At 62.4% G+C, this 25221-nt stretch carries 27 protein-coding genes and 1 pseudogene; 10 read left to right on the top strand and 18 right to left on the bottom strand.

Annotated elements, in window-relative coordinates; genetic code table 11:
* Positions 1-116: 116 nt before the first annotated feature.
* Positions 117-1361 (bottom strand): CmpA/NrtA family ABC transporter substrate-binding protein, encoded by a 1245-nt coding sequence (locus BC360_RS07850; RefSeq protein WP_413813729.1) that lies wholly within the window; start codon positions 1359-1361, stop codon positions 117-119.
* Between BC360_RS07850 and BC360_RS33105 the strand changes: the two are divergent.
* Positions 1352-1414, top strand: a pseudogene (locus BC360_RS33105) (hypothetical protein); the annotation flags it as partial. The gene BC360_RS07850 and the pseudogene BC360_RS33105 sit on opposite strands and share 10 nt — an antisense overlap.
* A gap of 50 nt (positions 1415-1464) precedes the next feature.
* Here the strand turns inward: BC360_RS33105 and BC360_RS07845 are convergent.
* The 4 genes from BC360_RS07845 to nirK form a co-directional block, all read right to left on the bottom strand.
* A complete protein-coding gene (locus BC360_RS07845; RefSeq protein ID WP_053248712.1) occupies positions 1465-2052 on the bottom strand; it encodes an ANTAR domain-containing response regulator in 588 nt (195 codons plus the stop codon).
* 286 nt (positions 2053-2338) lie between these two features.
* On the bottom strand, positions 2339-3040 hold the full coding sequence (locus BC360_RS07840; RefSeq protein WP_053248632.1) for a Crp/Fnr family transcriptional regulator: 702 nt from the start codon (positions 3038-3040) through the stop codon (positions 2339-2341).
* A 119-nt stretch (positions 3041-3159) separates the two neighbouring features.
* Positions 3160-4077, bottom strand: a complete 918-nt coding sequence (locus tag BC360_RS07835) for an SUMF1/EgtB/PvdO family nonheme iron enzyme (RefSeq protein ID WP_065794818.1) — start codon at positions 4075-4077, stop codon at positions 3160-3162.
* A gap of 110 nt (positions 4078-4187) precedes the next feature.
* Positions 4188-5330 carry a copper-containing nitrite reductase gene (gene nirK, locus BC360_RS07830; RefSeq protein WP_065794861.1) on the bottom strand — a complete coding sequence of 381 codons (1143 nt, stop codon included), beginning with the start codon at positions 5328-5330 and terminating at the stop codon, positions 4188-4190.
* Positions 5331-5666: 336 nt separating this feature from the next.
* On the opposite strand from nirK, the gene BC360_RS07825 reads away from it, so the two are divergent.
* The gene (locus BC360_RS07825; protein WP_065794817.1) at positions 5667-6890 is read left to right on the top strand and encodes an NnrS family protein; all 1224 of its coding nucleotides are present in this window, start codon (positions 5667-5669) and stop codon (positions 6888-6890) included.
* An 80-nt stretch (positions 6891-6970) separates the two neighbouring features.
* Here the strand turns inward: BC360_RS07825 and BC360_RS07820 are convergent, their stop codons facing one another.
* From BC360_RS07820 to BC360_RS07805, 4 genes are all read right to left on the bottom strand, one after another.
* Positions 6971-7279: a metal-sulfur cluster assembly factor gene (locus BC360_RS07820; protein ID WP_065781684.1), complete on the bottom strand. Its 309-nt coding sequence runs from the start codon at positions 7277-7279 to the stop codon at positions 6971-6973.
* A complete protein-coding gene (locus BC360_RS07815) occupies positions 7266-7802 on the bottom strand; it encodes a DUF2249 domain-containing protein (protein ID WP_065794816.1) in 537 nt (178 codons plus the stop codon). The genes BC360_RS07820 and BC360_RS07815 overlap by 14 nt, the downstream gene beginning before the upstream one ends.
* Complete coding sequence (locus tag BC360_RS07810; RefSeq protein WP_065794815.1) at positions 7799-9163, bottom strand: hypothetical protein; 1365 nt, start codon at positions 9161-9163, stop codon at positions 7799-7801. Before BC360_RS07810 ends, BC360_RS07815 begins: the two co-directional genes overlap by 4 nt.
* 136 nt (positions 9164-9299) lie before the next feature.
* Positions 9300-9590, bottom strand: a complete 291-nt coding sequence (locus BC360_RS07805) for a DUF2249 domain-containing protein (RefSeq protein WP_065794814.1) — start codon at positions 9588-9590, stop codon at positions 9300-9302.
* Positions 9591-9817: 227 nt separating this feature from the next.
* Between BC360_RS07805 and hemN the strand changes: the two genes are divergently transcribed.
* Positions 9818-11170, top strand: coding sequence for an oxygen-independent coproporphyrinogen III oxidase (gene hemN / locus BC360_RS07800; protein WP_065794813.1), 1353 nt, complete (start codon positions 9818-9820; stop codon positions 11168-11170).
* Positions 11171-11240: 70 nt separating this feature from the next.
* Here the strand turns inward: hemN and BC360_RS07795 are convergent, their stop codons facing one another.
* The 6 genes from BC360_RS07795 to BC360_RS07770 all read right to left on the bottom strand — a co-directional run bounded on the left by BC360_RS07795 (position 11241) and on the right by BC360_RS07770 (position 16964).
* Complete coding sequence (locus tag BC360_RS07795; protein ID WP_065794812.1) at positions 11241-13142, bottom strand: nitric oxide reductase activation protein NorD; 1902 nt, start codon at positions 13140-13142, stop codon at positions 11241-11243.
* Positions 13143-13152: 10 nt separating this feature from the next.
* Complete coding sequence (locus BC360_RS07790; protein ID WP_065794811.1) at positions 13153-13965, bottom strand: CbbQ/NirQ/NorQ/GpvN family protein; 813 nt, start codon at positions 13963-13965, stop codon at positions 13153-13155.
* Positions 13966-14031: 66 nt separating this feature from the next.
* Positions 14032-15378, bottom strand: a complete 1347-nt coding sequence (locus BC360_RS07785; protein ID WP_065794810.1) for a nitric-oxide reductase large subunit — start codon at positions 15376-15378, stop codon at positions 14032-14034.
* A 110-nt stretch (positions 15379-15488) separates the two neighbouring features.
* Positions 15489-15941 carry a c-type cytochrome gene (locus BC360_RS07780; protein WP_065794809.1) on the bottom strand — a complete coding sequence of 151 codons (453 nt, stop codon included), beginning with the start codon at positions 15939-15941 and terminating at the stop codon, positions 15489-15491.
* A 172-nt stretch (positions 15942-16113) separates the two neighbouring features.
* Entirely contained in the window at positions 16114-16392 is a 279-nt protein-coding gene (locus tag BC360_RS07775; RefSeq protein ID WP_065794860.1) for a cytochrome C oxidase subunit IV family protein, read from the bottom strand.
* 5 nt (positions 16393-16397) lie between these two features.
* A complete protein-coding gene (locus BC360_RS07770; protein WP_065794808.1) occupies positions 16398-16964 on the bottom strand; it encodes a cytochrome c oxidase subunit 3 in 567 nt (188 codons plus the stop codon).
* 123 nt (positions 16965-17087) lie between these two features.
* On the opposite strand from BC360_RS07770, the gene BC360_RS32315 reads away from it, so the two are divergent.
* From BC360_RS32315 to BC360_RS07755, 4 genes are all read left to right on the top strand, one after another.
* Positions 17088-17243 (top strand): hypothetical protein, encoded by a 156-nt coding sequence (locus BC360_RS32315; RefSeq protein WP_167590811.1) that lies wholly within the window; start codon positions 17088-17090, stop codon positions 17241-17243.
* Between the two features lie 391 nt (positions 17244-17634).
* Entirely contained in the window at positions 17635-18318 is a 684-nt protein-coding gene (locus tag BC360_RS07765) for a DUF1326 domain-containing protein (protein ID WP_065781694.1), read from the top strand.
* 302 nt (positions 18319-18620) lie between these two features.
* A complete protein-coding gene (locus BC360_RS07760; protein WP_065794807.1) occupies positions 18621-19049 on the top strand; it encodes a hemerythrin domain-containing protein in 429 nt (142 codons plus the stop codon).
* A 10-nt stretch (positions 19050-19059) separates the two neighbouring features.
* On the top strand, positions 19060-19752 hold the full coding sequence (locus BC360_RS07755) for an NnrU family protein (protein ID WP_065781696.1): 693 nt from the start codon (positions 19060-19062) through the stop codon (positions 19750-19752).
* Here the strand turns inward: BC360_RS07755 and BC360_RS07750 are convergent.
* Positions 19745-20329 (bottom strand): UbiX family flavin prenyltransferase, encoded by a 585-nt coding sequence (locus BC360_RS07750; protein WP_065794806.1) that lies wholly within the window; start codon positions 20327-20329, stop codon positions 19745-19747. The two genes, BC360_RS07755 and BC360_RS07750, sit on opposite strands and share 8 nt — an antisense overlap.
* Complete coding sequence (locus BC360_RS07745) at positions 20326-21837, bottom strand: UbiD family decarboxylase (RefSeq protein WP_065794805.1); 1512 nt, start codon at positions 21835-21837, stop codon at positions 20326-20328. The genes BC360_RS07750 and BC360_RS07745 overlap by 4 nt, the downstream gene beginning before the upstream one ends.
* 114 nt (positions 21838-21951) lie before the next feature.
* Here BC360_RS07745 and ubiT point away from each other — a divergent pair, with 114 nt between their 5' ends.
* The 3 genes from ubiT to ubiV are packed head-to-tail and all read left to right on the top strand — an operon-like array spanning position 21952 to position 24363.
* On the top strand, positions 21952-22458 hold the full coding sequence (gene ubiT / locus BC360_RS07740; protein WP_065794804.1) for a ubiquinone anaerobic biosynthesis accessory factor UbiT: 507 nt from the start codon (positions 21952-21954) through the stop codon (positions 22456-22458).
* Positions 22449-23426 (top strand): ubiquinone anaerobic biosynthesis protein UbiU, encoded by a 978-nt coding sequence (ubiU, locus tag BC360_RS07735; protein ID WP_065794803.1) that lies wholly within the window; start codon positions 22449-22451, stop codon positions 23424-23426. The genes ubiT and ubiU overlap by 10 nt, the downstream gene beginning before the upstream one ends.
* Positions 23427-23430: 4 nt before the next feature.
* The gene (ubiV, locus tag BC360_RS07730) at positions 23431-24363 is read left to right on the top strand and encodes a ubiquinone anaerobic biosynthesis protein UbiV (RefSeq protein WP_065794802.1); all 933 of its coding nucleotides are present in this window, start codon (positions 23431-23433) and stop codon (positions 24361-24363) included.
* Between the two features lie 204 nt (positions 24364-24567).
* Here the strand turns inward: ubiV and BC360_RS07725 are convergent, their stop codons facing one another.
* Positions 24568-24753: a twin-arginine translocase TatA/TatE family subunit gene (locus BC360_RS07725; protein WP_065794801.1), complete on the bottom strand. Its 186-nt coding sequence runs from the start codon at positions 24751-24753 to the stop codon at positions 24568-24570.
* Between the last annotated feature and the right edge of the window lie 468 nt (positions 24754-25221).

Below are 25221 nucleotides of genomic sequence, written 5' to 3'. Positions count from 1 at the left end.
AAATACAACTTGATGAAGCCGCCCATAAAAATGGCTATTATAGAATCTGCTGAATTATTGTGCGCCGCACACAATCGGCCTGGCGACTCTGCCCAAACAAGCAGCGGCCGACGCCTTCAGTTGTCGGCGTCAAAAGCGACTGCACCGCCCGTCGCACGCACGGGAAACGCCTCGACATAGGCCTTGATGGCGGCAGGGTCGAAAACATGCCCGTCCACGAAGCCATCGTCGGCAGATGCGCCCTCGATCCTGATGTCAGCACCCACTGGAGCCACGCCATTCCCGAGCGCGAGCCGATAGAGGTCCGGGCGATAGGCCGAAGCCGCGGTCGTCATCCCGTCCGGGCTGAGGCCAACCTGCCCCCAGCGCGCCATCTGGCTGTAGATCCACAGTGCGTGGCTGGGTCGGGGATAGTTGGCGAAACGGCGATGGAAGACAAAGTAATCGTCGATGACCCGGCGCTGCCCGTGAGCGTCGATGGTGAACTCGCCGGAAAGCACGCGGCGGATGATTTCGACCGGGGCGCCGACATAGCGCTGGTCGGCGAGCGCGTCGGACAGGGCAGCACGGTTCTGCGGATCGTCGCACCACTGCGCTGCCGCATCCAACGCCACGATCAATCGTGAAACGGTTTCCGGATTGGCCTCGGCCCATTCAGGGCGCATGCCGACGACCTTTTCGGGCGCCGACGGCCAGATATCCTGCTTGGCGGCCACGATACGCCCGACGCCGCGCTCGGATGCAACCATGTTCCAGGGCGCACCGACGCAGAAACCATCGATCGCGCCGGCGGCGAGCGCGTCGGAGGTCATCGGCGGCGGCACCACCACAAGCTTGACGTTGCGGTCGGGATCGATGCCGCCAGCCGCCAGCCAATAGCGGAATTCGTAATTGTGCGAGGAGAAAGGATAGGTCACGCCCAAGGTCGGCGGCCCTTCGCCGTGTGCCTTCATGCGCCGAAGCACGGCAGCAAGCACTCGGGCGTTGGCAAGCGCGTCCTCAGCGCCCCCGAGCGCCCCTTCCTCGGCCATGCGGGCATAGAGCCGGTTGGACAGCGTGATGGCATTGCCGCCGCGCCCGAGCGAGAAGGGCGTAATTGCAGGCGAAGGGTTGGAGCCGAGACCGAGCATCGCCGCAACGGGCATGGGCGCGAGCATATGGGCAATATCGAACTGACGGAAAGCCAACCGATCGCGAACATTGGCCCAGGAAACATCCTTGACCAGATCGAGTGTCAGGCCTTCCTTGCGAGCAAAGCCGAACTCGCAAGCGGCCACCAGCACCGATGCGTCCACCAGCGGGATAAAGCCGGCGCGCAGCGTGCGGGCATCCTCGCTGCGCAGCTTTTGCGGCGCCGGCAAGCCGTCACCGGTCGAAGCCTGGCCGCTGCCGATATCGCCGAAATTGGCCATGATGTTCACTCCGCTCACTCCTTGCGACAAGGCCGATGCACCGCGCGCGCCATCACATCAGCAGGCCGGCAGCCGTCACCACGCTTTGCGCGATTTCAGACATCTTCTTCTTTTCGTTCATCGCCGTCTGGCGCAGCAGGGCAAAGGCTTCCTCTTCCGAGAGACCGCGGATCTTCATCAGGATACCCTTGGCGCGCTCGACGACCTTGCGCTCCTCGAGCGCGGACCTGGCGTCGGCCAGTTCTCTTTGCAGCCGGCTGAAGGCGTTGAACCGACTGACGGCCATGTCGAGGATCGGCTTGACGCGCTCCTTCTTCAGGCCGTCAACGATATAGGCCGACACGCCCGCTTCCACCGCCGCCTCGATCGACGCCGTGTCGGACCGATCCACGAACATCGCGATCGGCCGGCCGACAGTGCGCGTCAACTGGAAGAGATGCTCCATCATGTCGCGATTGGGGTTTTCGATATCGATGACAATGACATCGGGCCTGAGGCTGTCGATGATGCGCGCGACGCCCTGCACCTCATGAATGACCGTGACCTTGCGATGCCCGGCCTCATGCAATCCTTCCTCGATGATCGAGGCACGGATGGCGTTCTCGTCGATAACGAGAATGGTAAGGTCGCGGTTTGTCATGGCGCGATCATGATGCAGCGCAGCAAGTTTCGCAACAGAATTGCCTATTTTCTTGACAAATTTGTTGATGCCTAATTTTTAGGCTGACTGCCCATCACGTTAGCGCTACTTAGCGCGTCATATTTGACGTGCAGCGCTGTAGCCGGGTCATCGAGATGCTGCACCAATCGAAGCGGCGCAATCCGGCCAAGCTGCCGACCGGGAGACGGCCGTGCGAAAACCTGACGGATTGTTTGGCGCCCGCCCAGATTCAGGCGTGAAGCGCCCCATGGCCGGAGCCGTGAACCTAGTTTTTCTCGACCTGCTCCGCCAGCCGGCGCAGCCCGGCCAAGTCACAGAGAAGCAGCTTTTGACGTCCGCCCTGGACGAGGCCCCGCCCCTCCCACGCACTGAGGATGCGCGAGACCGTGTGAAGGGTGGTGCCGGTCATTTCGGCAATGTCCTGACGGGAAATGGGAAAATCGATACGCACGCCGAGCTCTTCGCGCTTGCCCGCCTGTTCGGCAAGGCGCAGAACCGCGTGCGCGACCCGGCGCTCGACCTCCTCGGTCGACATCTCGCGGATGCGGGTATGGGCCTCGTCAAGCCGCTGACCGATCGTGTGCATCGCGTTCACGGCCAGATGCGGATTGCTCTCGACGAACACGTTCCAGAGCTCGGTCGGCCAGGCGAGAACAAGGCTTTCCGTCGCTGTCATCGCCGTGCCCGGATAGTCGCTGCGCTGCAGCGCGCGGGCAAAGCCGAACAGATCGCCCGGATTGACGACACGGACGATGATCTGTTGGCCGTCGCGGGTGACTTGGGTGACCTTAAGTCGTCCATGCAGAAGCAGGTAGAACGAATCCGCCGCAGCCCCCTGTTCGAAGACGGCCTCATTCTGCGGGACGCGCCTGACGGTCGCATGCGCCAGGAGCTTGTCCAGTTCCTGATCGCTCATCTTTTGAAAAAGCGGGAGCGATTTGACGAGTGTTCGGTCCAGTGCAGCCACGTCGTTTCCTGTCTCCTGCGGATCGGCGATGCCGGCTGCTATATCATGTGCGATCGGGCGGAAGAAGCGGACAGCACCCAGTCGTAGCCCCAAGGCAGCGATAATGAGGGCCTGCGCTGTTACACCGCACCGGGAAAACGGCGCTCGAAGGCATACAGCATGTTCGCATACCAGCGATCGTCGCGAACCAGGCGGAAGCCGAGATTGTCCGGCGGCACGCCGACGGCGCAACCACCGCTCTTCGGATCGCGAATGAAGAAGCTCATCGACGCGCGGTGCTTGCCGTCGACGACGTAGATGCCGCAGGCGGGCGATTCCTTCAGCACCTCGCCGTCCTCGCCGATCGTCACCCGACGGTGGCAGGTTTGCGTCCATTCCCAGACATTGCCGTCGAGATCGGCAACGCCGAATTCGTTCTCGCCGAATGTGCCGGACGGTTGCGGCATCGGGTTCTTCGACTTCTGCCGGGTGGATTCGCGCTCGTAGTCGGCAAGCCATCTCAGCGCCGGGTTGTCCTTGCTGCCGTCGATGCCAAGCGCGTCATCGGGAAATTTCCTGCCTGCCGCAAAGGCCCATTGCCGATCGGTCGGCAGCCGCCAGACCTGCCCTGTCCTTTCGGTCAGCCAGGCGGCATAGTTGCTGGCATCGGTGTAGTTGACGCCCGTCATCGGCGTACCATTGCCGAGGCTTGCCGCCGGCTCGCCCCCCTCGCAGGCGCCGTCTTCGACGCAGCGCTGATAGTCCCTGCGGCTGACCTGATACTTCATGATCCTGAATGGTGTCGCGAGCGTCGCATCGACAAGCGGCGCGTCGACGGCAAAGCCGTTCTTGATGAAGTGGCCTTCGGCCCGGTACTCCATGCGGCGTGGCTCGATGGTCACCGTCACCGGCGCTTCGATGCGGGTATCGACCGATGCGTCCATATCGTCCAACAGCCCGACCTTGGCCGAAAGCACGCCGCCAATGGCAACCAACAGCATCGCAGGAACGGCGATCGAAAAGACCGAAACCGAATTCTTGTGACGTTTGTCGCGCATGACCTTCCCCTTCTATTGGCAGGCGCCGACGGCTGCGGCGCATGCCCTTGTCGCTCCTGTCGCCGCCCGAGGATTTCCCCGGGGCGGCGTAGCCGATTGTCATGCCTGGGTTACATCGACGCCGGCTTGACGACCGAGGTCATCAGATCGTCGTTCCACTCGCCGGTGACCTTGAAGTGTCCCGCCGCGCCCAGCTCAAAAGCCTCGATCAGGTTGTGGTTGACGTAGGCGTAAACACCCGGCTGCCGGAATGTGTAGAAAGCCGCACCGGCGGTGCCGCCCGGAATGAACCAGGTTTCCTGGTCGAGTTCCGGCGGGTTGCGGAACTTGCCGGTCGCCCAGACATAGTCACCGTGTCCACCGATCAGGTGTGGCCGCGTATCGCGGTTTGCCTGCGAATGGATGACGAGCACATGCTCGCCCACGGCTGCCGTCAACGCCTTCTCACCGGTCAGCGCTCCGACCGCGCCATTGAAGACGACATGCGTCGGCGTCAGCGTGCGCATGGCCTTGACGGTGTCCTCGTAGGCTTCGCCGGGCGTTTCGTATTTCTTGTAGTTGCCGGCCTCGTCGCGCGGGATGTAGAAGTCCTGCTCGCCCACGTAGTAGACCTTGTCATAGGTCAGCGGCTGTCCCTTCTCGTCCTTCAGCCCGTCGCGCGGCAGTACCATGATGGCGCCGTTCATGCCCGAGGTGACGTGCCAGGGCACCATGCCTTCCGGCGCGCAATGGTAGACGAAGACGCCGGCCTTTGTGGCCTTGAAGCGCAATGTCGTCTCTTCGCCGGGATTGACCTGCGTCAGGGCGCCGCCACCCAGGGCCCCAGTTGCTGCGTGAAAGTCGATATTGTGCAGCAGCGTGTTGGTGGCGGGGTTGATCAATCTGAGTTCGACATAGTCGTTCTCGTGGACGACCATCAGCGGACCGGGAACCGAGCCGTTGAAGGTCATGGCATGCACCTCGGCGCCGTCGCCATCGATCACCAGCTTCTTTTCTTCGATGGTCATGGTGAATTCGACCACGCGCGGACCGGTCTTGGCGACCTGATCATGGGCATGAACGAAGGGCGGCGCGACGAGGTCGACCTTGACCCGCTCCAGTGTCGCAATGTCGACCGGTGCCGCGCCCGCTGCCGCGGGAGCGGCGGCCGTTGCGGCCTGGGTCGAGGTCGCCGTCAGGATCGGCGTCAGCGCGCCAGCGAAGGCGGCGCCGGCCAGAATCGTCCGGCGAGTCATCTGCAGCTGTTCTGTCATCATTGCTCTCCTTGTGCACGACCGCGCGACCGGAATGGTCGTCCGAAAATCATGCCGATATTCAACGTGTTACGGTGTCCTCCGCCGTCCCTGGCGAGCTCACCTCAGGTTTTGACCACCGGTTTTCCAGCAGTCATGTGTCAAGTAGAACCGAGAGCGAATGACGTCTTTGTCTTGGAACAAATCGGCCCGGGAAGCAGATATTTTTCTGCGAATCTTCGCGCGGGGCGGCATTGGCCGGGCTCTGTAATTGCGTTTTCGCAAAGAGGCCTCGGCAGGGCGTTGATAAATCGATCCGATCCGGAAGTCCGCTGGACGAAAGAACAGGATCGAACAATGCTTAATCTACTTAGAAAACCACGGCCCCGCGGCGGAATCCCGCGAGGGCTCGCCACCACTGGCCCCGTTCTCTTCTCCTATGGCTTCAGGCCATTTTTCCTCGGAGCCAGCCTCTGGGCGATCTTCGCCATGGCCGCATGGATCGCAGCCCTTGTCAGGGGTATCGACATCGCCGGCGATTATGGCCCTGCCCATTGGCACGCGCACGAGATGCTCTTCGGTTTTTCATCGGCCGTGCTCGCAGGCTTCCTTTTGACTGCGGTTCCGAACTGGACCGGAAGACTGCCTGTTTCCGGAAGGCCGCTCGCCTACCTATTCGCTCTGTGGGTTGCCGGGCGGCTGGCGCTGCTGGCGACGGATGTGATCGGACTGACACCGGCGGTCATCATCGAAGCGGCGTTCATGCCGGCATTGCTCACGATCTGCGCGCGCGAAGTCATCGTCGGGCGGAAGTGGAAGGATCTGAAGGTCGTCGGCGGATTGGTCCTCCTTTCGGCCGCCAATGCGTGGTTCCACATCTCCGTCGTCCGGCAACTCGACGTCGATGCGGCAGCACGGCTGGCGATCGGCGCCTATGTCATGTTGATCATGATTGTCGGCGGCAGAATTCTGCCGAGTTTCACCCGCAACTGGCTGAACAAATTCGGCCGGACCGACTTTCCGGTTCCTTATAATCGCTTCGATACTGCGAGCATTCTCGTCGGCGTGGCGGCCCTCACCTGCTGGACCTTCGCACCACAGCAAATCGTCACGGCCGCCATCGCAGCCGCAGCCTCGTTGCTGCAGGCCGCACGGCTTGTCCGCTGGCGTGGCTGGACCACCTGGCCGGACAAGATCGTATTCATCCTGCACGCGGCCTATGCCTTCGTTCCGCTCGGCTTCGCCGCGGTTGCGGTAGGTGCCGTCGGCGCCCTCGACGGGTATCCCGTCATGCATGTGATGACCGTGGGTGTCATGGCCTCGATGATGCTGGCCGTCATGACGCGCGCAAGCCGAGGGCACACTGGCAGGCCGCTGGCCGCATCGAACCTCAGCTGCGCGTCCTACATCGCCATTATCGGCGCGGCGCTGGCGCGCCCCTTCGCCGAAATCCTGCCGGTTCACTATCATCATCTGATCGCGCTGTCGGGAGCGCTCTGGATCGCTGCCTTTGCGCTGTTCTGCATCGAATACGGTCCGATGCTGGTTCGCGATCGGCGCTCGCCACGTGGGGCCGCCTAGCGGCCGTACCGGCTAATTCATCCTGCAAGAAAGAATGAAGGTTGCCGCATCTGCGGCAACCTTCATAAGGCGTTATCCAATTACCGCGCTACGGCTGCGTCGAGCATCATCTCCGGGGTCCACGGCGGCTCATATGTCAGCCGCACCTCGGCATATTCGACGCCCGGCACGTACCAGACGCAGTTCTGCACCGCCTCCTTGAGAAAGGCCGTCGCCGGGCAGGCCTTTATCGTCGTCGTCATCGTCACCCGGACAAGACCGCCGTCCTGGACGGAAATGTCGTAGATCAGTCCGAGGTCGACGACGTTGGAGCCCATTTCCGGATCGACGATCATCCGCAGGGCGGCGCGGATGCTTTCGACCAGTTCATCACTTTCAGTCGGCTGCATTTGCTTGCCCCTTGCGTCCACCGACGCGGATCAGGATGCGATAGGTCTCGCCGGCCGCGTCGAAATTGCCGGCCCATTTGTGGCCGCGCTTGGCAAGCTCGGGATAGAGAAACAGCGGCTCGCGCGCGAGCAAGGCGAAGAGCACCTCGCCGGCCTGCATCTTTTCCACCACGGCGAGGATGCGCACCATCGGTTCGGGAGGGTCCAGATCCGTCAGGTCGAGTTGGCGGGCAGGGTCCGGCCAAGCATCCAGATCTGTGTCGCCGGCCGAGACCCGTATTCCGTCCACCTGTCCCTCTGGCGTGAACAGTACCTCCCAATCACCGTCGGCGAGCGGTTGGTCCTGATGGGCAAAACCGCGGCCGGCCATGACGCTGAAGAGGGGCACCGGCCTGAACGTCGCAATCAGCTTGAGCGGTTGCCCGGGTGCCAGGCCGTCGACGGCGCTCATGATGGCCTGGAACGGATCGTTGCCGCCTCGCAGAAGTGGCCTGACGTCTAGCTCGTAGGGATCTTTTGTCATGGTTGTCTCCGTGACTGGAACGGTGGGAAGATAAGGTGTGGATGGGCGAAGCCGCCAGAAAGCCGAAGATTGTCGGGCACGTTGCTGAGCCGTCGTGTTGCCGCGAATTCCCAAAGCAACGCATTGACCGCAATCAACTGGCCAAGGCTGCTCGCCCGAAACAGCAGTGCCTTGTCGAAAGACAGCGCTATCGAAGCCACGATCACGGTGAAGTAAAAGAGCCGGAACCAGTGAGCGGCGCGCGCCTCGACGACCAGATCCTGAACCCGCGGCGTCGGCATGCGCCCGAGCAGCGGGCCGTAACATTCGAGCCAGGTGATGAAGGGAACGATCTTGTAAAGCTGTGCCAGTCCCATGCCCGTCAGCCAGCCGAAGGTGACGAGATAGACCAGCGGACCGATGCTCCTTTCGATCTGGCCGACCGCAGCCAAAACCACGAAGAATAAGGTCGCGACAGTCAGCGCCGAAAAAGCGCCGATGCCGGCGCGGCTGTTCAGTTCGATGTGCTTGCGTTTGCGTTCACGGTAGATCCGCACGATGTCGGCCATGTAAATTCCGATGGCGATCACACCGGCCAGCGCGGCGATGAAAAGCACTGCCGCTTTCCCGGCTAAGCCGGAGAGGATCATCGGCACGACGCAGGCGACCATGACGAGAGCAGCGGCGCCGAGTACCCAGACAACCCTGCTGCCAAGCCGCTCCCGATCGGGCGACAGCATGAACATGGTCAAAAGCCGGTAGCTGACTCCCATGGTCGTAAAGCTCAGCCAGCCGCCCAGTCCCAGCACGGCATGAAGTGAAACGCCTTCAAGCGTCAGATCGATGGCGCCCGGCGCATCAGCAAGCCCGGCAAGGACAAATGCATAGGTACCGCCAAGGGAAATGGTCATGACAAGGGTGCCGAGACCGACGGCGACGAACCGCGCAGGCAGCGGCAACGGTCGAGCGCGCCATAGGGTAGCGGCGAACACGGTGATGAGCAGACCGAATCCGGCGATCGTCACGGTCGCGCCGAAGGGCAGGAGGAGCGGCGACAGGTTGTCGGCACCGGCAAGGCCGATAAAGCCAAGGACAAGGCTGGTTATGCCGACCACCAGCAGCACCAGGGCCGGAAAAGCCAGGTGCGACAGCGAAAGTGGCCGGCCAACGAGGACCGGCACGAACTGCAACAGGGCTCCCGCCATCAGCAGGCTGAGCCAGCCAAGCGCAATGGTGTGAACGAGCGCCAGCGTCTCAGGGGCTTCGATGGATGAACCCGGATACCCGAAGCCGAAGACCATCATCATCTCGCCGATGGCAAGAAAGATCAGCGCGGCCGCGAAATAGGACATCGTCCAGCGGGAAAGCGTGGCTCCGAACATCGCGGTTCATCCTGACGACAGCATTTCCAGGAAAAGTGTGAAGCGGCTTTCCGTCAGGAAATGCGTATAAACAAAGAGATAGAGCGCTTCTGCGGTTCCGCCTGAACCGGAAGCGCTCTAGCCGGGGGCATTCTTCTCAGTGGCCGCTGCTGCTGCCGCAGCAGCAGTCGCAGCCGGAGGCCTGTTGCCGGCCAATCTCGACCCGCCAGACAGCGGGTCCCTGCTCAAGGTACTCCCAAGTGAATTCACCGGGATAACGGCTTTCCAACTGGTAGTGCAGCGGGCGCGGATCGTGGTCGTTGACGATGATGAAGGAGCCGCCTTCGGCCAGCGCATTGAGCATTCCGAAAATCTTCGGATGGCGCTCGACCGGCGGGATGGTGCGCACGTCGATGAAAGGCTTCGTTTCTGTTTCTGCAGTTGTCATCTCTGTCCGTTCAGGGCGCCGTTGTTGCCTCAGTTCCCGGGAAACGCCGACGCAAACGGCCCGGATATGCAAAGCCTAGTCCCGGCCGCATCGCGACATTTTGTCGAAGCGCAAACAAATCCCGCTTTGCCCCTTGTTGCTCGCCTGCTTGGCTTTTCGCAAAGAACGACGGTGTGCATCCGGCCTAGAAACGGATCGATTGTTTCGACACGCCGATAGGAAGAGCCATGCAGTCCACCGCCCTTATGAACTATGCCGAGATGCGCTTGCCGCGTTACACCAGCTACCCGACCGCGCCACGCTTTTGCGCCGGCATCGATCGCGAGACGTACGCCGACTGGCTGGGCACGATCCCAACGGACTGGGATGTCTCACTCTACCTGCACATCCCCTTCTGCCGCTCGATGTGCTGGTATTGCGGATGTCACACCACGATCACCCGACAGAACGAACCGATCCTCGATTACCTCAACGTGCTCAGGCAGGAGATCAACATGGTGGCCGATCATGTGTCCGCGCCACTGCCGGTCGGCGAGGTCCATTTCGGCGGCGGGACGCCGACGATCATCGAGCCGGAAGAATTCCTGGCGTTGATGGCGCTCCTGCGCGAGCGCTATCGGTTCGGTCCGAAGACAGGTGTAGCTGTCGAAATCGATCCTCGGCGCTTGACCGCCGCCATGGCGCAAGCGCTCGGCGCAGGTGGGGTGAGACGGGCCAGCCTCGGCGTTCAGAGCTTCGACCCGGTCGTCCAGAAGGCCGTCAACCGCATTCAGAGCGAACGGCAGACTGCGGATGCGGTGGCGCATCTTCGCAAGGCCGGTGTCGGCAGCATCAACTTCGATCTGATCTATGGATTGCCGCACCAGACGGTTCGCTCCTGCGTCGAGACGGTCAAGGCCGCCACGGCGATGCGGCCGGAGCGCTTTGCCGTCTTCGGTTACGCGCACGTGCCGTCGTTCAAGAAACACCAGCGCATGATTGACGAGAACGTGCTGCCCGGCGCTTCCGCCCGCACCGACCAGGCGCTCGCCATCAGCGAAGCGCTTTGCGAAGCGGGTTACCGCCAGATCGGGCTCGACCACTTCGCCCTGCCCGACGACGATCTCGTGCTCGCGCAGACCTCCGGCATGCTTCGGCGAAATTTTCAGGGCTATACGACGGACAATTGCGAAACGCTGATCGGTTTCGGCGCCTCGGCGATCGGCCGCTCACAAGACGGCTATGTGCAGAACGAAGTGCCTCCCGGGCTTTATGCAAGCCATATCGCGTCCGGCCGACTGGCAACGACGAAGGGCTATCGTTTGACCGACGAGGATCGCCTGCGTGCCGCGATCATCGAAAGGCTGATGTGCGATTTCACGGCCGACATCAAGGCAATCGCCACTGCACACGGACGGGATCCGGATTTCCTCCTCGGCGGCAATGAGCGTCTGGCAAGGATGGCCGACGACCATGTGCTGGATATCGCCGACGGCGTCATAACGGTAAGGCAGGATCATCGCTTCGTGATCCGCGCCGTGGCAGCCGCTTTCGATGCCTATATCGACGACGCGCAGCGCACGCACAGCAAGGCGGCCTGAATCGCTGCCAACGTCAAATGCAAAGAGGCCCGGTCGCGACTGGGCCTCTTTGCATTTCATCTGATCGTGCCTATCCCGCCAGGCTTCGGTAGATCGCCGGCAACGCCGCCGGCAACCGGGCGATGTTGCCGACGACGGCATAGCCGTTCTGGCCGAACATGGCAGGTACGTAGGACCGCGCCTCGCGGTCGACGGTGACGGCAAAAGCACTGACGCCGCTGCGGCGTGCCTCCGTGACCGCCTTGCGGCTATCCTCCAGTGCGAAGCGTCCTTCATAATGGTCGACGTCGTTCGGCTTGCCGTCGGTCAGGACCAGTAGCAGCTTCTTGCGGTTGGGCTGCCTCTGCAGCTCTGATGTGGCATGGCGGACGGCGGCGCCGATGCGGGTGTAATAGCCCGGCTTCAAGGCGGCGATGCGGGATTCGACGAGCGGGCTCATCGGCTCTTCGAAAGCCTTGACGCTTTCCACCTTCACCCAGTCGCGCCGCCGCGAGGTGAAGGTGAGGATCGAATGATTGTCGCCGCAGGCCGAAAGGCCGTGGGCGAGAATGAGCAGCGCCTCCTTTTCGACATCGAGCACGCGGCGATTATCGGACCAGGCATCGGTCGAAAGCGAGACGTCGACCAGGATTGTCACGGCGAGGTCGTGAACCTGCGGGCGGCTCATCAGATGGATGCGGTCGCTCCCCTGGCCGCCGGCAGCCAGATCGGTGCGGGCGCGCACCACCGCATCGAGATCGAGATCGGCGCCGTCTATCTGCGCGCGCAGGATCTCGTTGCGTGGCCGCAGCACTTCGAACTGCCGTCGCACCCGCCGGATCAGGCTTTTCGTTTCCGGCGTGAGTTCGGCCCGGTCTTCCACGCCAGATGCCGGGCCCGCCAGCACCCGGCAATGATCTTTGAGATAACTCGACGTCCTGTAGTTCCATTCGGGATAGGTGAGTTCTGATGTCAGCGGCGTCGGATCGACGGCTTCCGGCGGCAGGTCGAGATCGAAGCGGAAACGGGCAGACGGTCTGCCCTTCCGCTCGCCAAGCGTCATCTCGTCAAGATCCTGCGCAGCCTTGTTGTCATGTTCGTCGCTGTCGTCGGACGGCCGATCGACATTGACCATCTCGGCCATCGCCAGGATCTTCTCGAAGCGATTGAGGATGAAGGGGCTGCGATCCCCCTTGCGGTTCTCGGGGTTCTCCCTGACCGCTATATGGCGTTCGGTCTCAGCGATCTGACTGGAGGCGGCGCCCGTTGCCGCGACATCGTCATCGCGCTCTCTAGCAGTCTCCGGCCGCAGCAAAGTATCCGGCCACAGCGGCACCGGCAGCAGCGGCAGATATCCCGGCGGAGCGCGATGCGGGAAGATGACCGGCAAGGTCGCACCCGGTTGGCCGGCCGCCTTGTGCAGCAGCCGCAAGACACGGTTCTCGACATGCTGCTCCACCGAAGGGAGAGAACCGCGCTGGCGCTCGACGAGAACGGCTTCAGCCAGGTGGCAGTATTTGCGGCGCATGCCCGGAAACCGCTGGAAGACCTCGGCCACGGTTTCCTGCGCCCGCGACAGATAGGCCAGATCGGACAGCAAGGGATCCGTTTCTGCAGCCGGATCGAGCGGCATGGTCGCCATATAGGCGGCCAACCAGAAATAAAGGTCGATGTTGAGTTTCCTGTCGGGAAAAATGTCGATCTCGCCGGGCAGCATCAAAGACGCGTGATCCCGGCCGGGCTGCACGAGCTTTTCCTCGCCGAGCCCCATTTTCTGCCGCCACTTCAGACGGTGGCCGGACGTGCGGCCGCGCGCAGGCACAATCTGGACCGCGGCCTCGCCGCCGTGTCCTCGAAAGCAGATCGCCAGCATCGGCATCATATCGGCCAGTTTGACAGCCTGTTCGGGATAACGCCGCCAGGTGCCGGTATTGCCGATGAAACGGTGCCAGGCACGGCCGACGGTTTCTTCCAGTTCGAGGAAATCCAGCATGACCTGTTCCTCAAGCGATCAAGGAGGCGGCGACTTCGAGAAGCGCTGCCCGCACGTCGGGCTCGTCGGTCAGCGGCTCGATCATTGCCGCCCGCACCGCGTCTTTGACAGGCATTCCGGCATCGATCAGGCAGGCGCAATAGACCAGCAGGCGGGTCGAGACACCCTCCTCGAGATCATGCCCTTTGAGTGCGCGCAGGCGTGCCGCGAGATTGACGAGCGGCGCCACCTGGCTTGCGGCCAGCCCGCTTTCGCGGGAGACCACCTCGATCTCCTCGTTGCGTGGCAGGAAATCGAACTCGATCGCGACGAAACGTTGCCGAGTGCTGGGCTTCAGGCTCTTGAGCAGGTTCTGGTAGCCGGGATTGTAGGAGACGACCAGCATGAACGCTGGAGGCGCTTCGAGCAGTTCGCCGGTCCGCTCCAGGGGCAACATGCGGCGGTCGTCGGTCAGCGGATGCAGCACGACAGTCACATCCTTGCGTGCTTCGACGATCTCGTCGAGGTAGCAGATCCCGCCCTCGCGCACGGCGCGTGTCAGGGGGCCATCGACCCAGACGGTATCGCCGCCCCTCAACAGGTAGCGCCCGGTCAGATCCGCTGCGGCCAGGTCGTCATGGCAGGAGACGGTGGAAAGCGGCAGGCCGAGCTTTGCCGCCATGTGGCTGACGAAACGGGTCTTGCCGCAGCCGGTCGGGCCCTTGAGCAGGAGCGGCAATTGCCGGACCCAGGCATTCTCGAACAGCGCGCACTCGTTGCCGGAGGGGCTATAGGCGGGAATGTCGATCGATACCGGAACCAGGCTTGGTTGAACAATGCTCATGGCATGTCTCCGTGAAAGAGGAGGGAGGAGATGGCCGGTCCGGGCAACCCGGACCGGCGCGTTCATTCATTCTGCAGGCTGCATCGATGCACTCAGCGTCTTGCTGCGTTCCCGACCGGGGACGAGGATCGCCCAGACGAACATCAGCGCCGAGATCAGCACAAAGACGCCCGAGCCGAGGCGGATCCAGTAGAACAGCGCGAGCTGGTCCTGGACGTCCATGTAGCTCTCACCCAGGACGCGCTGCAGATGAGACTGCAGCACGCCGGCGAAGGTGAGTGCGAAGGTCATCACCGACATTGCCGTGCACATGATCCAGAAGCTGACCATGGAAAGCATCTGGTTGTAGGGCGCCCGACCGCGGATTTCGGGGATGGCATAGGCCATGACGGCGAGGTTGAGCATCACATAGGCGCCGAAGAAGGCGAGATGTCCGTGCGCTGCAGTCACCTGGGTACCGTGGGTGTAGTAGTTCACCGACGACAGCGTGTGCAGGAAGCCCCAGACACCGGCGCCGAAGAAGGCCATCACCGAGCAGCCGATCGACCAAAGCAGCGCCGCCCTGTTCGGGTGCTTGCGGCCAGCCTTCCAGGTCATCACGAAAGTGAAGATCACCATGGTGAAGAACGGCGCGACCTCGAGCGTCGAGAACAGCGACCCAATCCACTGCCAGTAGCCCGGCGCGCCGATCCAGTAGTAATGGTGGCCGGTGCCGAGGATGCCCGAGAACAGCGCCAGGCCGACGATGACGTAGAGCCATTTCTCGACCACTTCCCGGTCGATACCGTTGAGCTTGATCATCAGGAAGGCGAGCACCGACGCCATGATCAATTCCCAGACGCCTTCGACCCACAGGTGGACGACGTACCACCAGTACATCTTGTCGAGCGCGAGATTGATCGGATTGTAGAAGGCGAAGAGGAAGAAGATCGCAACGCCCCAGAGCCCGAAGATCAGGATGTTGGTGACGGTGGTCTTGCGGCCTTTGAGCACCGTCAGCGTGATGTTGTAGAGGAACATCAGCGCGACGATGACGATGCCGACCTTGATTGCGAAGGGTTGCTCGAGAAACTCTCGCCCCTCGTGGATACGCAGGAGGTAGCCGACGACGGCGATGGCAGCGGCGATCAGGAAGATCCAGAACTGCGCGATCGCGATCTTGGTGCTGTAAAGCTCGGTCTCCGCCTCTTCCGGCAGGAGGTAATAGGTGGCTCCCATGAAGCCCATCAGCAGCCAGACGATAAGGGCGTTGGTATGCACCATGCGAACGATGTTGAAAGGCAGCAGTTCGGACAAGGTATTGGGAAGGACATAGATGGTGCCGGCAAGCACGCCGAACAGCACCTGGGCGAGGAACAGGCCGATCGCTCCGTAAAAATAGAGCATCGCGACCTTCTGGGTCTGGTATTTCATGATTTCACACTCCAATCGCGGCGCAGAGCATCCCGCCGAAGGGCGGATAAGATGCTCTGGTTTCAAAGAGTTAGGGCGTCGTTCACGCGTTCACCCGAACGCGCGGCGCCCTAGCCGGCCTCGTTCGGCGGCCAGTTCTGGGTCTTGATACGGCTTGTCCACTCCAAGAAATCGGCGAGGTCGTTGAGTTCCTGTTCGGTGAGGTTGAACTGCGGCATCTGCCGGCGCCCTTCGATGCCGCTCGGCTGGGCAGCCATCCAGGCCTTCATCGTTTCACGCGCGCCGTCCGGATCGGTCTCGCCGCCCCAGCGCTTCCAGACATTGCCGAGCTCGGGCGCGAAATAGGCGCCTTCACCGAGAAGCGTGTGGCAGTTGATACAGGCGTTCTTCTCCCAGACGTGCTTGCCGCGCGCGACCGCGTCCGTCAGCGTCGACTCATCCGTCGAGACCGTGCGCATGTAGTAATGGCTGTGGGCGGTCAGCCCGACAAAGATTGCAAAAAAGAAAAAGGACCCGCCGTAAAAGACGTTTCGGGCCCCGGTCTTGGTGAGGCGTTCTGCCATCACGTGATCCTTTCGACTTCGGCCGACCTTGAACACCGTGGCCGGCTGATCTGATCCCCTCCCCGGTTGGCGCCGCGACCTGCGGCACCGACGAACTATCGGGGCGCGGACCATGTCTAGGGATTTCCGAAAGGCCTTCTTTGCGTTTTGGCAAACAAGCGGAAGAGTGGTTTCAAGCGGATGGCACCGCGCCGATCACAAGCTTTGCCAGAGCCAGAAGCGCGAGGATGACGGGCCAGGCCAGCAGGCCAAACCGCAGACCAGCCGGGGCGTGACGCAGGCCCATGAAATCCAGAGCCACGAGCCGGCACTTGATGACCGCCAGCGACAGCAGCGCCACGGTCACTGCCGTCGTGCCGCCCCAGAACGTCATCATGACCATGCCCGAAAGCACGATCGCGACCAGAACGGCCCAGATATTGTGAAGTCGGCGCGCATTGTGATGGGTCATGGCAATCACACGAGATAGACGAGCGGGAACATCACGATCCAGACAAGGTCGATGACGTGCCAGAGGGTGGCGATCAGCGCAATGTTTCCGGGGCTCGGGCGCCAGGCGACCAAGAGCAGGACAGCGCTGCCGAAGGCGACGTGCAGCAGGTGGAAGCCGGTGATGAGGAAATAGAGCTCGAAGAAGGCACCGAACTGCGGCACCCCGGCGACGGCGACCTCGGTGGAATATTCGAAAAGCTTGATGACGACGAAGGCAAAACCGAAAAGGGCAGCGAGAACCAGCGCACGCCGGCGCGTGGGCGTCGAAGCGGCCGGACGCGCCGCCGAAGCCGCCTGCCAGCCGCTGGTCAGAAGAACGAGCGTATCGATGCCCGCGAGCAGCGAATTGAGATGTGAACGGGCCGCGGCAAACGCATCTGCCTGTATGACGCCGACCACGAGAAAGCCGGCCAGCAGGATGCCGAAGGCTGAAAGTTCGCTCCACACGAGCACCCAGAGCAGCAGATCGTCTACGGATGCATGTTCTTCTGTTTGTTCTGTCTCGACAACCGGAAGGGCGTGCCCGTCCATGCGCCAACTCCTTTGCTGGAACCGGCCGTCAGCTAGGCAGGCGGGCATCCCTTGTCTTTGCGATTGCGCAAAGAGGCGGGGCAACGGGGCTGATAGCAGCAAGCTCATTCCAGGAGTTTTCCGATGACAGACGCTCAAATCGGCCTTTCCGTCGCAACCCCGATCATTGTCGGGTTCGCCCTTGCTCTGTATCGCATGGGCGTGCTGCAGCGCGGCGCGACACTATCGGCCATCTTGTCCTCCGTTGCGATCGCGATCGTTCTCTTCCTCGACCGGTAAGACACCGGTCCCGCGCGTGGCCATTTGCTGTATGGCATGAACTCGTATGCACGCTCGCGGACGGCTTGCCAGGGTCCACCCTGGAGCCGTCAGCGGCCTCCTTCGCGGCAGCAGGCCACTTCCGCATAACTGGACGTCCGAGCATCCCGGTTGAAGCCACATGTCAACACTGGTAAGCTTCCGATCCTTCCGCATCCAAAGTAGGAGCGCGTCCCGTGAGTGAAGCGGGCATGGAGCGTCGGGTGCCGCCATTCTCGCCGCAGACGTCGTCGGTTAGCGCCTGCCCACTCGAGAGGATGAGGCAACCACGATCGCGACATAGAAGCGCGCATCGTCAGGCGCTGCCCTCCCGAAGAGAAAAAACGCGACGGATTAGGGGAGGATCGGAGGGATGTCTGATCAATGGCTATTCAAGAGCGAGACTTACGATAACTGCAATTGCGCCATGAATTGTGGTTGCCAGTTCAACTTGCCAAGTACCCACGGCTATTGTCAGTCGGCTTTCGTCGGCAACATCGTTGAAGGCCATTTCGACGATACGCCGATCGCAGGCCTGAACTGGGCGGCACTTTACAAGTGGCCCGGCGAAATCAAGGACGGAAACGGCCGGCGCCAGATCGTTATCGACGAGCGGGCGAATGAAGCTCAACGGATCGCGCTTGAATCGATCATCTCAGGCGAGGCAGGCGAACCATTGAGCAATCTTTTCTCCGTATTCGCGTCCACATGCTCGGAATCTTGCGAGACATTGTTCCTGCCGATTCATCTTGAGGCGGACTTGGAACGCAGAACCGCCAGAGTAGAGATACCCGGTGTCATGCGCAGCAGCGGCAGGCCGATGATCAATGAGTTTAATGGTCAACCGTTCCACATTGCTATGGCGCGTCCCAGCGGCAGTTTCGAGTTTACCTATGCAGAGATCGGGCTAGGCACGACCTCGGTCACCGGGGATATGGAGATGGCGTTCGAAGAGTCATGGGCGCATTTCTGTGTTCACCACTTCAATCAGCATGGTTTGGTCCGAGAAAGATCAAGGCTCACCGCATGGCTTGAGCGGATGAGCCCGCGTCCGTGAATGACGACGATGGGTTGAACCCGGCCCAAAGGCCGTGCCCCCGCAGGTTCTGGACTCGTAAACTCTGGGCCCGAGCGGCTCAATCAGCCGCCACTCCGTCTCACTCAGATCGTACCGCGCCATCCAAAGCTCCTTTCAAAGAGCTTTGGACCGCATCAAGTTGAATCCGGCGACCCCTTATGCGTTCACGACGTAGCACCGCGAGCGGCGAACGGTCGCGCCGGGGACTTTGCGAAATGTCAAAGAGGACGGTCGCCATCGGGTGTAGTTCAGACGCGAAACATCCCAATGGAGCAGGTTCGATGCGACAGCGCTTTACCGGACACCAGGAACTGGGCGAGGCCTACCGCGGACTTCTCGACCTGTGCGATCGCCTCGAAGCCCTCGCCGACTCGATTCCACATCGCATTGACGGTGCGAGCTGCCGCATGATTCTGGCGGAACTGCCCGAAAGGCTCAAACAGGTCCATGCGCTCGAGGAGTCAATCCTGTTTCCAGCCGTTGAAGACCAAAGGACAGCCAAAGATCGCGACGCGTTGATCGAACGACTACGCGCCGAGCACGACCACGATGACCAGGCGGCCGCCGAGCTGGGGCGCGTGCTGCAGGCTGTGTTGGATGACCGGGCGTCGCTAGGCTGGGACGCGATCGGCTATATGTTGCGGGCCTTCTTCGAAACCGTCCGCCGCCACGTGGCGACGGAGCGCCTGCTGCTCGCAGCCTGTGCATGAGACCCTCGACATGACCTATTTCCTCCTCGCCTTTGCCGCCTTCCTGCTGCTCCATCTCGTGCCGGCCTGGCCGTCACTGCGCCAGGGCCTGATCGACCGGCTCGGTCGCCGAACCTATTTCGCTGCCTACTCGCTGCTGTCGCTGGTTGCGCTGGGTTTCGTCTTTCATGCGGCGCTTCAGCTCGATTTCGTGCCGATCTGGGATCCGGCGCCGTGGCAGGCCTGGGTAACGTTCATTCTGGCTCCGCTCGGCATTTTCTTCGTGCTCGCGGGCCTCTTCAGCGAAAACCCACTGTCGATCTCGATCTTCGAAAATCGCGATCAGACAGGCGCAATCGTCGCCATCACACGTCATCCGGTCCTGTGGGGTTTCCTGTTGTGGGCGATCGCTCATGTCGTGCCCAATGGCGACCTACGATCGCTGGTGCTCTTCGGTGGTTTCGCGCTCTTCGCCCTGGGCGGGTTCTTCATGGTGGAGAAGCGAGCGCGGCGACGCCTGAATGAACGCTGGTCCGTCACAAGCAGCCGCACTTCCATCTGGCCCTTTGTCGCGATCCTCAAGGGCCGGACGCCGTTTCGCGCGGATCCGGTGATGATCCTGTCGGCCTTCGCGACCGCTGCAATCACCCTCTGGCTGCTTGCAGGCGGCCACTATGCGATGTTCGATGCCGATCCGCTGCTGCAAGCCCTTCCGTTCAACTGATCTTCTCCCCCTGCCAGGCCCTTGCAAGCGGCGCGATCGGCAGCGCCAGCAGATCGATTGCCCTTGCGGCGAGATGGTCGATGATCGCCTCGACGCTTGCCGGCCGGTGGTAAAAGGCCGGCACCGGCGGCATGATGATGGCGCCCATTTCCGTGGCGGCGCACATATTGCGCAGGTGCCCCAGATGAAGCGGCGTCTCGCGCGTCATCAGGACGAGACGGCGACGCTCTTTCAGGTGTACGTCCGCAGCCCGGACAAGCAGATTGTCGGCCAGCCCGTTGGCGATCGCGGCAAGCGTGCGCATGGAACAGGGCGACACGATCATCCCGGCCGTCGGAAACGAACCGCTGGCGATCGCCGCGCCGATATCGCTATTGTCGTAGGTCCGATCAACCTTTTCCAGAAGCCGCAGCAGCGCGTGCGCTCCGACCTCATGGGCAAGCGTGCGATGCGCTGCCGGCGACATCACCAGATGCATCTCGACCTCGTCGATCTCAGCTAGCCGTTCGGCGATGCGCAAAGGAATGGCGGCACCGGATGCGCCGGTCACACCGACGACAATTTTCAACCTGCTCATCGCGCTCCGCCTCCAAGGCCAAGATCGGCCCAGATGGTATCAACCTGCTCGACGACATCCGGCGTCATGTCGAGCACCCGCCCCCATTCCCGATCCGTCTCCGAGCCGATCTTCGTCGTTGCATCCAGCCCGAGCTTGCCGCCGAGGCCGGAGCGCGGCGAGGCGAAATCGAGATAGTCGATCGGCGTGTCGGCAATCACGGTGACATCGCGGCTCGCATCGAAGCGGGTGGCCAGCGCCCACATGACATCGGGCCAATGGCGGACATTGATATCCGGGTCGACCGCGATGATCAGCTTGGTGTAGCTGAACTGCGGCAGCATCGACCATAGACCCATCATCAGTCGTTTCGCCTGTCCGGGGTAACGCTTGTCGATCGAGACGACCATGGCGCGATAGGAACAGGCCTCCGGCGGCAACCAGAGATCGGTGATCTCCGGGAACTGCTTCTTGGCCAGCGGAACGAACAGCATGTTCATCGCCTCGCCCAGGCGCGAAGGCTCGTCCGGCGGCCGGCCGGTATAGGTGGAGAGATAATAGGGGGCACGGCGCGTGGTGATGGCGGAAAGTGTCATGACCGGAAACGGTTCGACAGAATTGTAGTAGCCGGTGTGGTCGCCATAGGGCCCTTCCTCGGCCGTCTCAGTCGCCGATACCGTTCCTTCGAGGACGATCTCGGCATTTGCCGGAACGGCCAGCGGCACCGACGTAGCCGCCGTGAGCTGCGTTCGGCTGCGCCGCAACAGTCCGGCGAAGTTGAGTTCGCTCAGCCCCTCCGGCAGCGGCATGACGGAGGCAAGGATCGTGGCGGGATCGGCGCCGATTGCCACGGCAACCGGCATGTCGCGCCCCTGGCGCTGCCACAGGCGATGGTGTCGGGCGCCACCGCGATGGGCAAGCCAACGTAGGATCACCCGGTCCCGGCCCAGCACCTGCATGCGATAGATGCCGACATTGACATCGAGCGGATCGTCCGGTGCGCGCGTGATCACCAGCGGCCAGGTGATCAGCGGTGCCGGTTCGCCCGGCCAGCACCATTGGATCGGCAAGCGGCCAAGGTCGAGGTCCGCGCCACGCCAGACGATGTCCTGGCAAGGTGCGGACGCCACATGTTTCGGCCGCATGAAGAGTGCAGACCGCAACAGCGGCAGCCGGTCCCAGGCATCGCGCAGCGACCCGGGCGCGCGCGGATCCCGCAGCTCGGCCAGCTCGCGTGCAAGCTCGACAAGTCCGCCGGTGCGTAAACCGAAACCACGTTCGATCCGGCGCTCGGTGCCAAAGAGATTGGCAAGCAGAGGGATGTCGTGGACGCGCCCGGAAGCATCGACCGGCCGCTCGAACAGCAAGGCCGGTCCCTCATCCGCCAGAACGCGTCGGTGGATTTCGGTCACCTCATGCACCAGCGAGACGGGACGGGAGATGCGTTTCAGCTCCCCGTCACGCTCCAGCGCGCCGGCAAAATCCTGAAGCGAGACAAAACCCTTGGCGGAACGGAAGTTCTTGTTCATGCCGCCTCTTAGGCTCGGCAAATGCCCGATGTCTTTGACGTGGGACAAACAGCCGGCGCGGTGCGGCGACTAGCATGCAAACCATTCTTTGCTCCATCTTTATGCAGGCAGCCCATGACCCTACCCTTTGCGATGACCGTGCCTTTCCGGATCGCCCCGCTCTCCGTCATCGAACACGCCACGCGGCTCGTCTTTGCCCAGGTCGTTGCCCAGCATCCGGATCTTTTCGACCGGCTCGGGGAGCACGCCGACAAGCGGTACGCCTTTGTCCCCACGGATCTTCCCGTGGGCTTTCTGGTAGAGCCGGCGGCCCGCCGCATCTCCGTTCACCGCAAGCCGCATCTGCCGGTCGCTCACGCCTGCATGGGCGGCAGGTTCGTGTTGCTTCTGGCGCTGCTCGAAGGCCAGATCGACGGCGATGCCGTGTTCTTCTCCAGAAGCCTGACGATCACGGGCGACATGGAAGCCATGTTGGCGCTGCGCAACGCGCTCGACGACTGCGACATCGACCTGCCGGCAGATATCGCCCGCATGAGCGGGCCGTTCGCACCCTTGGTCCGGCGCGCAGCGGCTGAAATCAGGACACGCGCATTGTCCGGGGAGGCAGCCACATGGAACTGATCTGTCCGGCGGGCACGCCCGCCGCCTTTCGCGAGGCCGTGGATGCCGGCGCCGATGCCGTCTATTGCGGCTTTCGCGACGAGACCAATGCACGCAACTTTCCCGGCCTCAACTTCTCACGCGACGAACTGAAGACCGCGATTGCCTACGCCCGCCGGCACAAGGTGATGACCTTCGTCGCCATCAACACCTTCATGCGGGCGGGTCAAGAAAAGCTCTGGCATGACGCGGTCGACGATGCCGTGCGCCTTGGGGCCGACGCCCTTATCCTCGCCGACTTCGGATTGATGGCCTACACGGCCGAGCGCCATCCGGAGCAACGGCTGCACGTCTCGGTCCAGGCCTCCGCCTCCAACGCCGACGCCGTCAAATTCCTTGTCGAAACCTTCGGTGCGAAGCGCGTCGTGCTTCCGCGCATTCTCACGATTCCCGATATCGCCCGCCTTGCGCGCCAGATCAGCTGCGAGATCGAGGTCTTCGTTTTCGGCGGGCTCTGCGTGATGGCCGAGGGGCGCTGCTCGCTCTCGTCCTACGCCACCGGCAAGTCTCCCAACATGAACGGCGTCTGTTCGCCGGCAAGTCACGTGCGTTACCGCGAGGATGGCAGCGAACTGGTATCGGAACTGGGCGACTACACCATCAACCGCTTTCCGGCCGGCGAAGCCGCCGGTTATCCCACGCTCTGCAAGGGACGCTTCGACATTGCCGAGGAGCGTGGGTACGCCTTCGAGGATCCGGTTTCGCTCGACGTCATGGATCACATCGATGCCCTGCGCGATGCGGGTGTCGGCGCGTTGAAGATCGAGGGACGCCAGCGCGGCAAGGCCTATGTCGCCGAGGTCGTGTCCATCATGCGTCGCGCCGTCGCTGCCAATGCGGACGAGAGGCCCGCCTTGCTGTCGCGTCTCCGGCGGCTTAGCGAGGGACAGAAGACGACATCAGGCGCCTACGAGAAGCGGTGGAGGTAACGACATGCCCGCATCAACACACCCCTCGCTCAGCCTCGGCCCGGTACTTTACCTCTGGGACGGACCCAAATGGCGCGACTTCTATTTCCGCATTGCCGACGAAGCCCCGGTCGAACATGTCACCCTCGGCGAGGCAGTCTGCTCGAAGCGTCTGCATTTCATCGAACCGCATGTCGCCGAGGTGATCGAACGCCTGGAGGGCGCCGGCAAAAAGGTCAGCCTTGCCTCGCTTGCGCTGGTTACTTTGGAACGTGAAAGCCAACTCGTGCGCGGCCTTGTGCGCGACAGCGTCCATCCGATCGAGGCCAACGATCTGTCCGCTCTCGGGCTGCTTGCCGGCAAGCCGCATTCGGTCGGCCCTTTAATCAACGTCTACAACGGCGCGACCGCCCGTCTGCTGGCGTCGCGCGGTGCGACCAGCATTTGTCTGCCGCCGGAGTTGCCCATGGCGTCGGTGCGCGACATCGCTCGCGATGCGCCTGATGTCGTGTTTGAAATCTTCGGTTTCGGACGCGTGCCGTTGGCGATCTCGGCGCGCTGCGCCCACGCCCGTTCCAAGGGTCTGGTGAAGGACAATTGCCAATTCATCTGCGGCGAAGACAGCGACGGGCTCATCGTCGACACACTCGACCGCCAGCCGTTCCTTGCCCTCAACGGGGTGCAGACCATGTCGCACACATGCCAGAGCCTGTTGCAGGAGCTTGGCGAACTGACCGCCGCCGGCATCGGCCGCATCCGGTTGTCGCCGCAGGACTGCGACATGGTGATGGCCGCCCGGATCTATGACGATGTTGCAACCGGACGATGCTCGCCCGCCGAGGGCCTTGGTCGCCTGACGCTCGCCTACCCGGGCGTGCCGCTGTCGAACGGTTTTCACCATGGCCAGACCGGCGCGTCATGGATCGCAGCGCCCGCCGGCTCGCCCCCATGGAGGTGAACGATCGCAGATGAGTTGATCCTTTCGGCCAAGGAGACGACGGATGATGCCAATCTCGCCGATGTCGTCGGCAGCATTCGTTGGCTGATCGATGGCGCGACGCTCGATTGCGCCTGCCGGACCGAGATCGATCAGTTGCTCTTCCAGTTCGAAGCACTGGCTGCCGGGCGGCTTCGCCGGGCGCGACCCGGTGCGGGCCGGTCATTACTCGCCCCGTCTCGTATCGATCTCCCTCTGCGGCGGCACGGCCGCATCGTCCTGCAGACCGCGCTTGAAATTGCGAATGCCCTTTGCGACATCCCCCATCAGTTCCGGGATCTTGCCGCGTCCGAACAGGACCAACACCACCGCAAGCACGATCAACCAATGCCAAATACTCAAGGAACCCATGTCTTCGCTTCCCTAAAACTGTACCGATGCCGCCGGGCGGCGACTGGGTCGCCGGCTGCGACATAGGATTAGCGTCCGTTGGGCGGGAAATCCTTGTCGGGTGACAAACGGCGGGCCGCTATGTCCCCAAACCGCCTGGACCCTGTCGCCATGCGCGATACTGCGCCTTGTCGGGGAGCGATGGTCAGGCGTTGGTCCATCAACGCGCGGCAAGGATTAAACCCTGCCGCCGGCGCTCGTGACTTCGATCGTGGCATCGCCGGACGTATTTCGCTGAACCAGTCAAGATCGATCGCCCAACCGTCATCGGCGAGTTCGGCACTGATCCGAGGCCTCCACCGTGACCTTCGTGTGCACCCGTTCCGCCATCCCGACTTATCGACAGCAAGTTTGCGAAGGTCGTGCCTGTTCTGGACTTGTGGCCCCCGGAAACCTCGATGCACCGAGCGGATAAAAAGTTGCCGGCGC

It is taken from the genome of Ensifer sp. LC163, from assembly GCF_001695855.1.
Lineage (GTDB): Bacteria > Pseudomonadota > Alphaproteobacteria > Rhizobiales > Rhizobiaceae > Ensifer.
The sequence above is the reverse complement of the archived record's forward strand: the minus strand, read 5'-3'. Positions and strand labels throughout refer to the sequence as shown.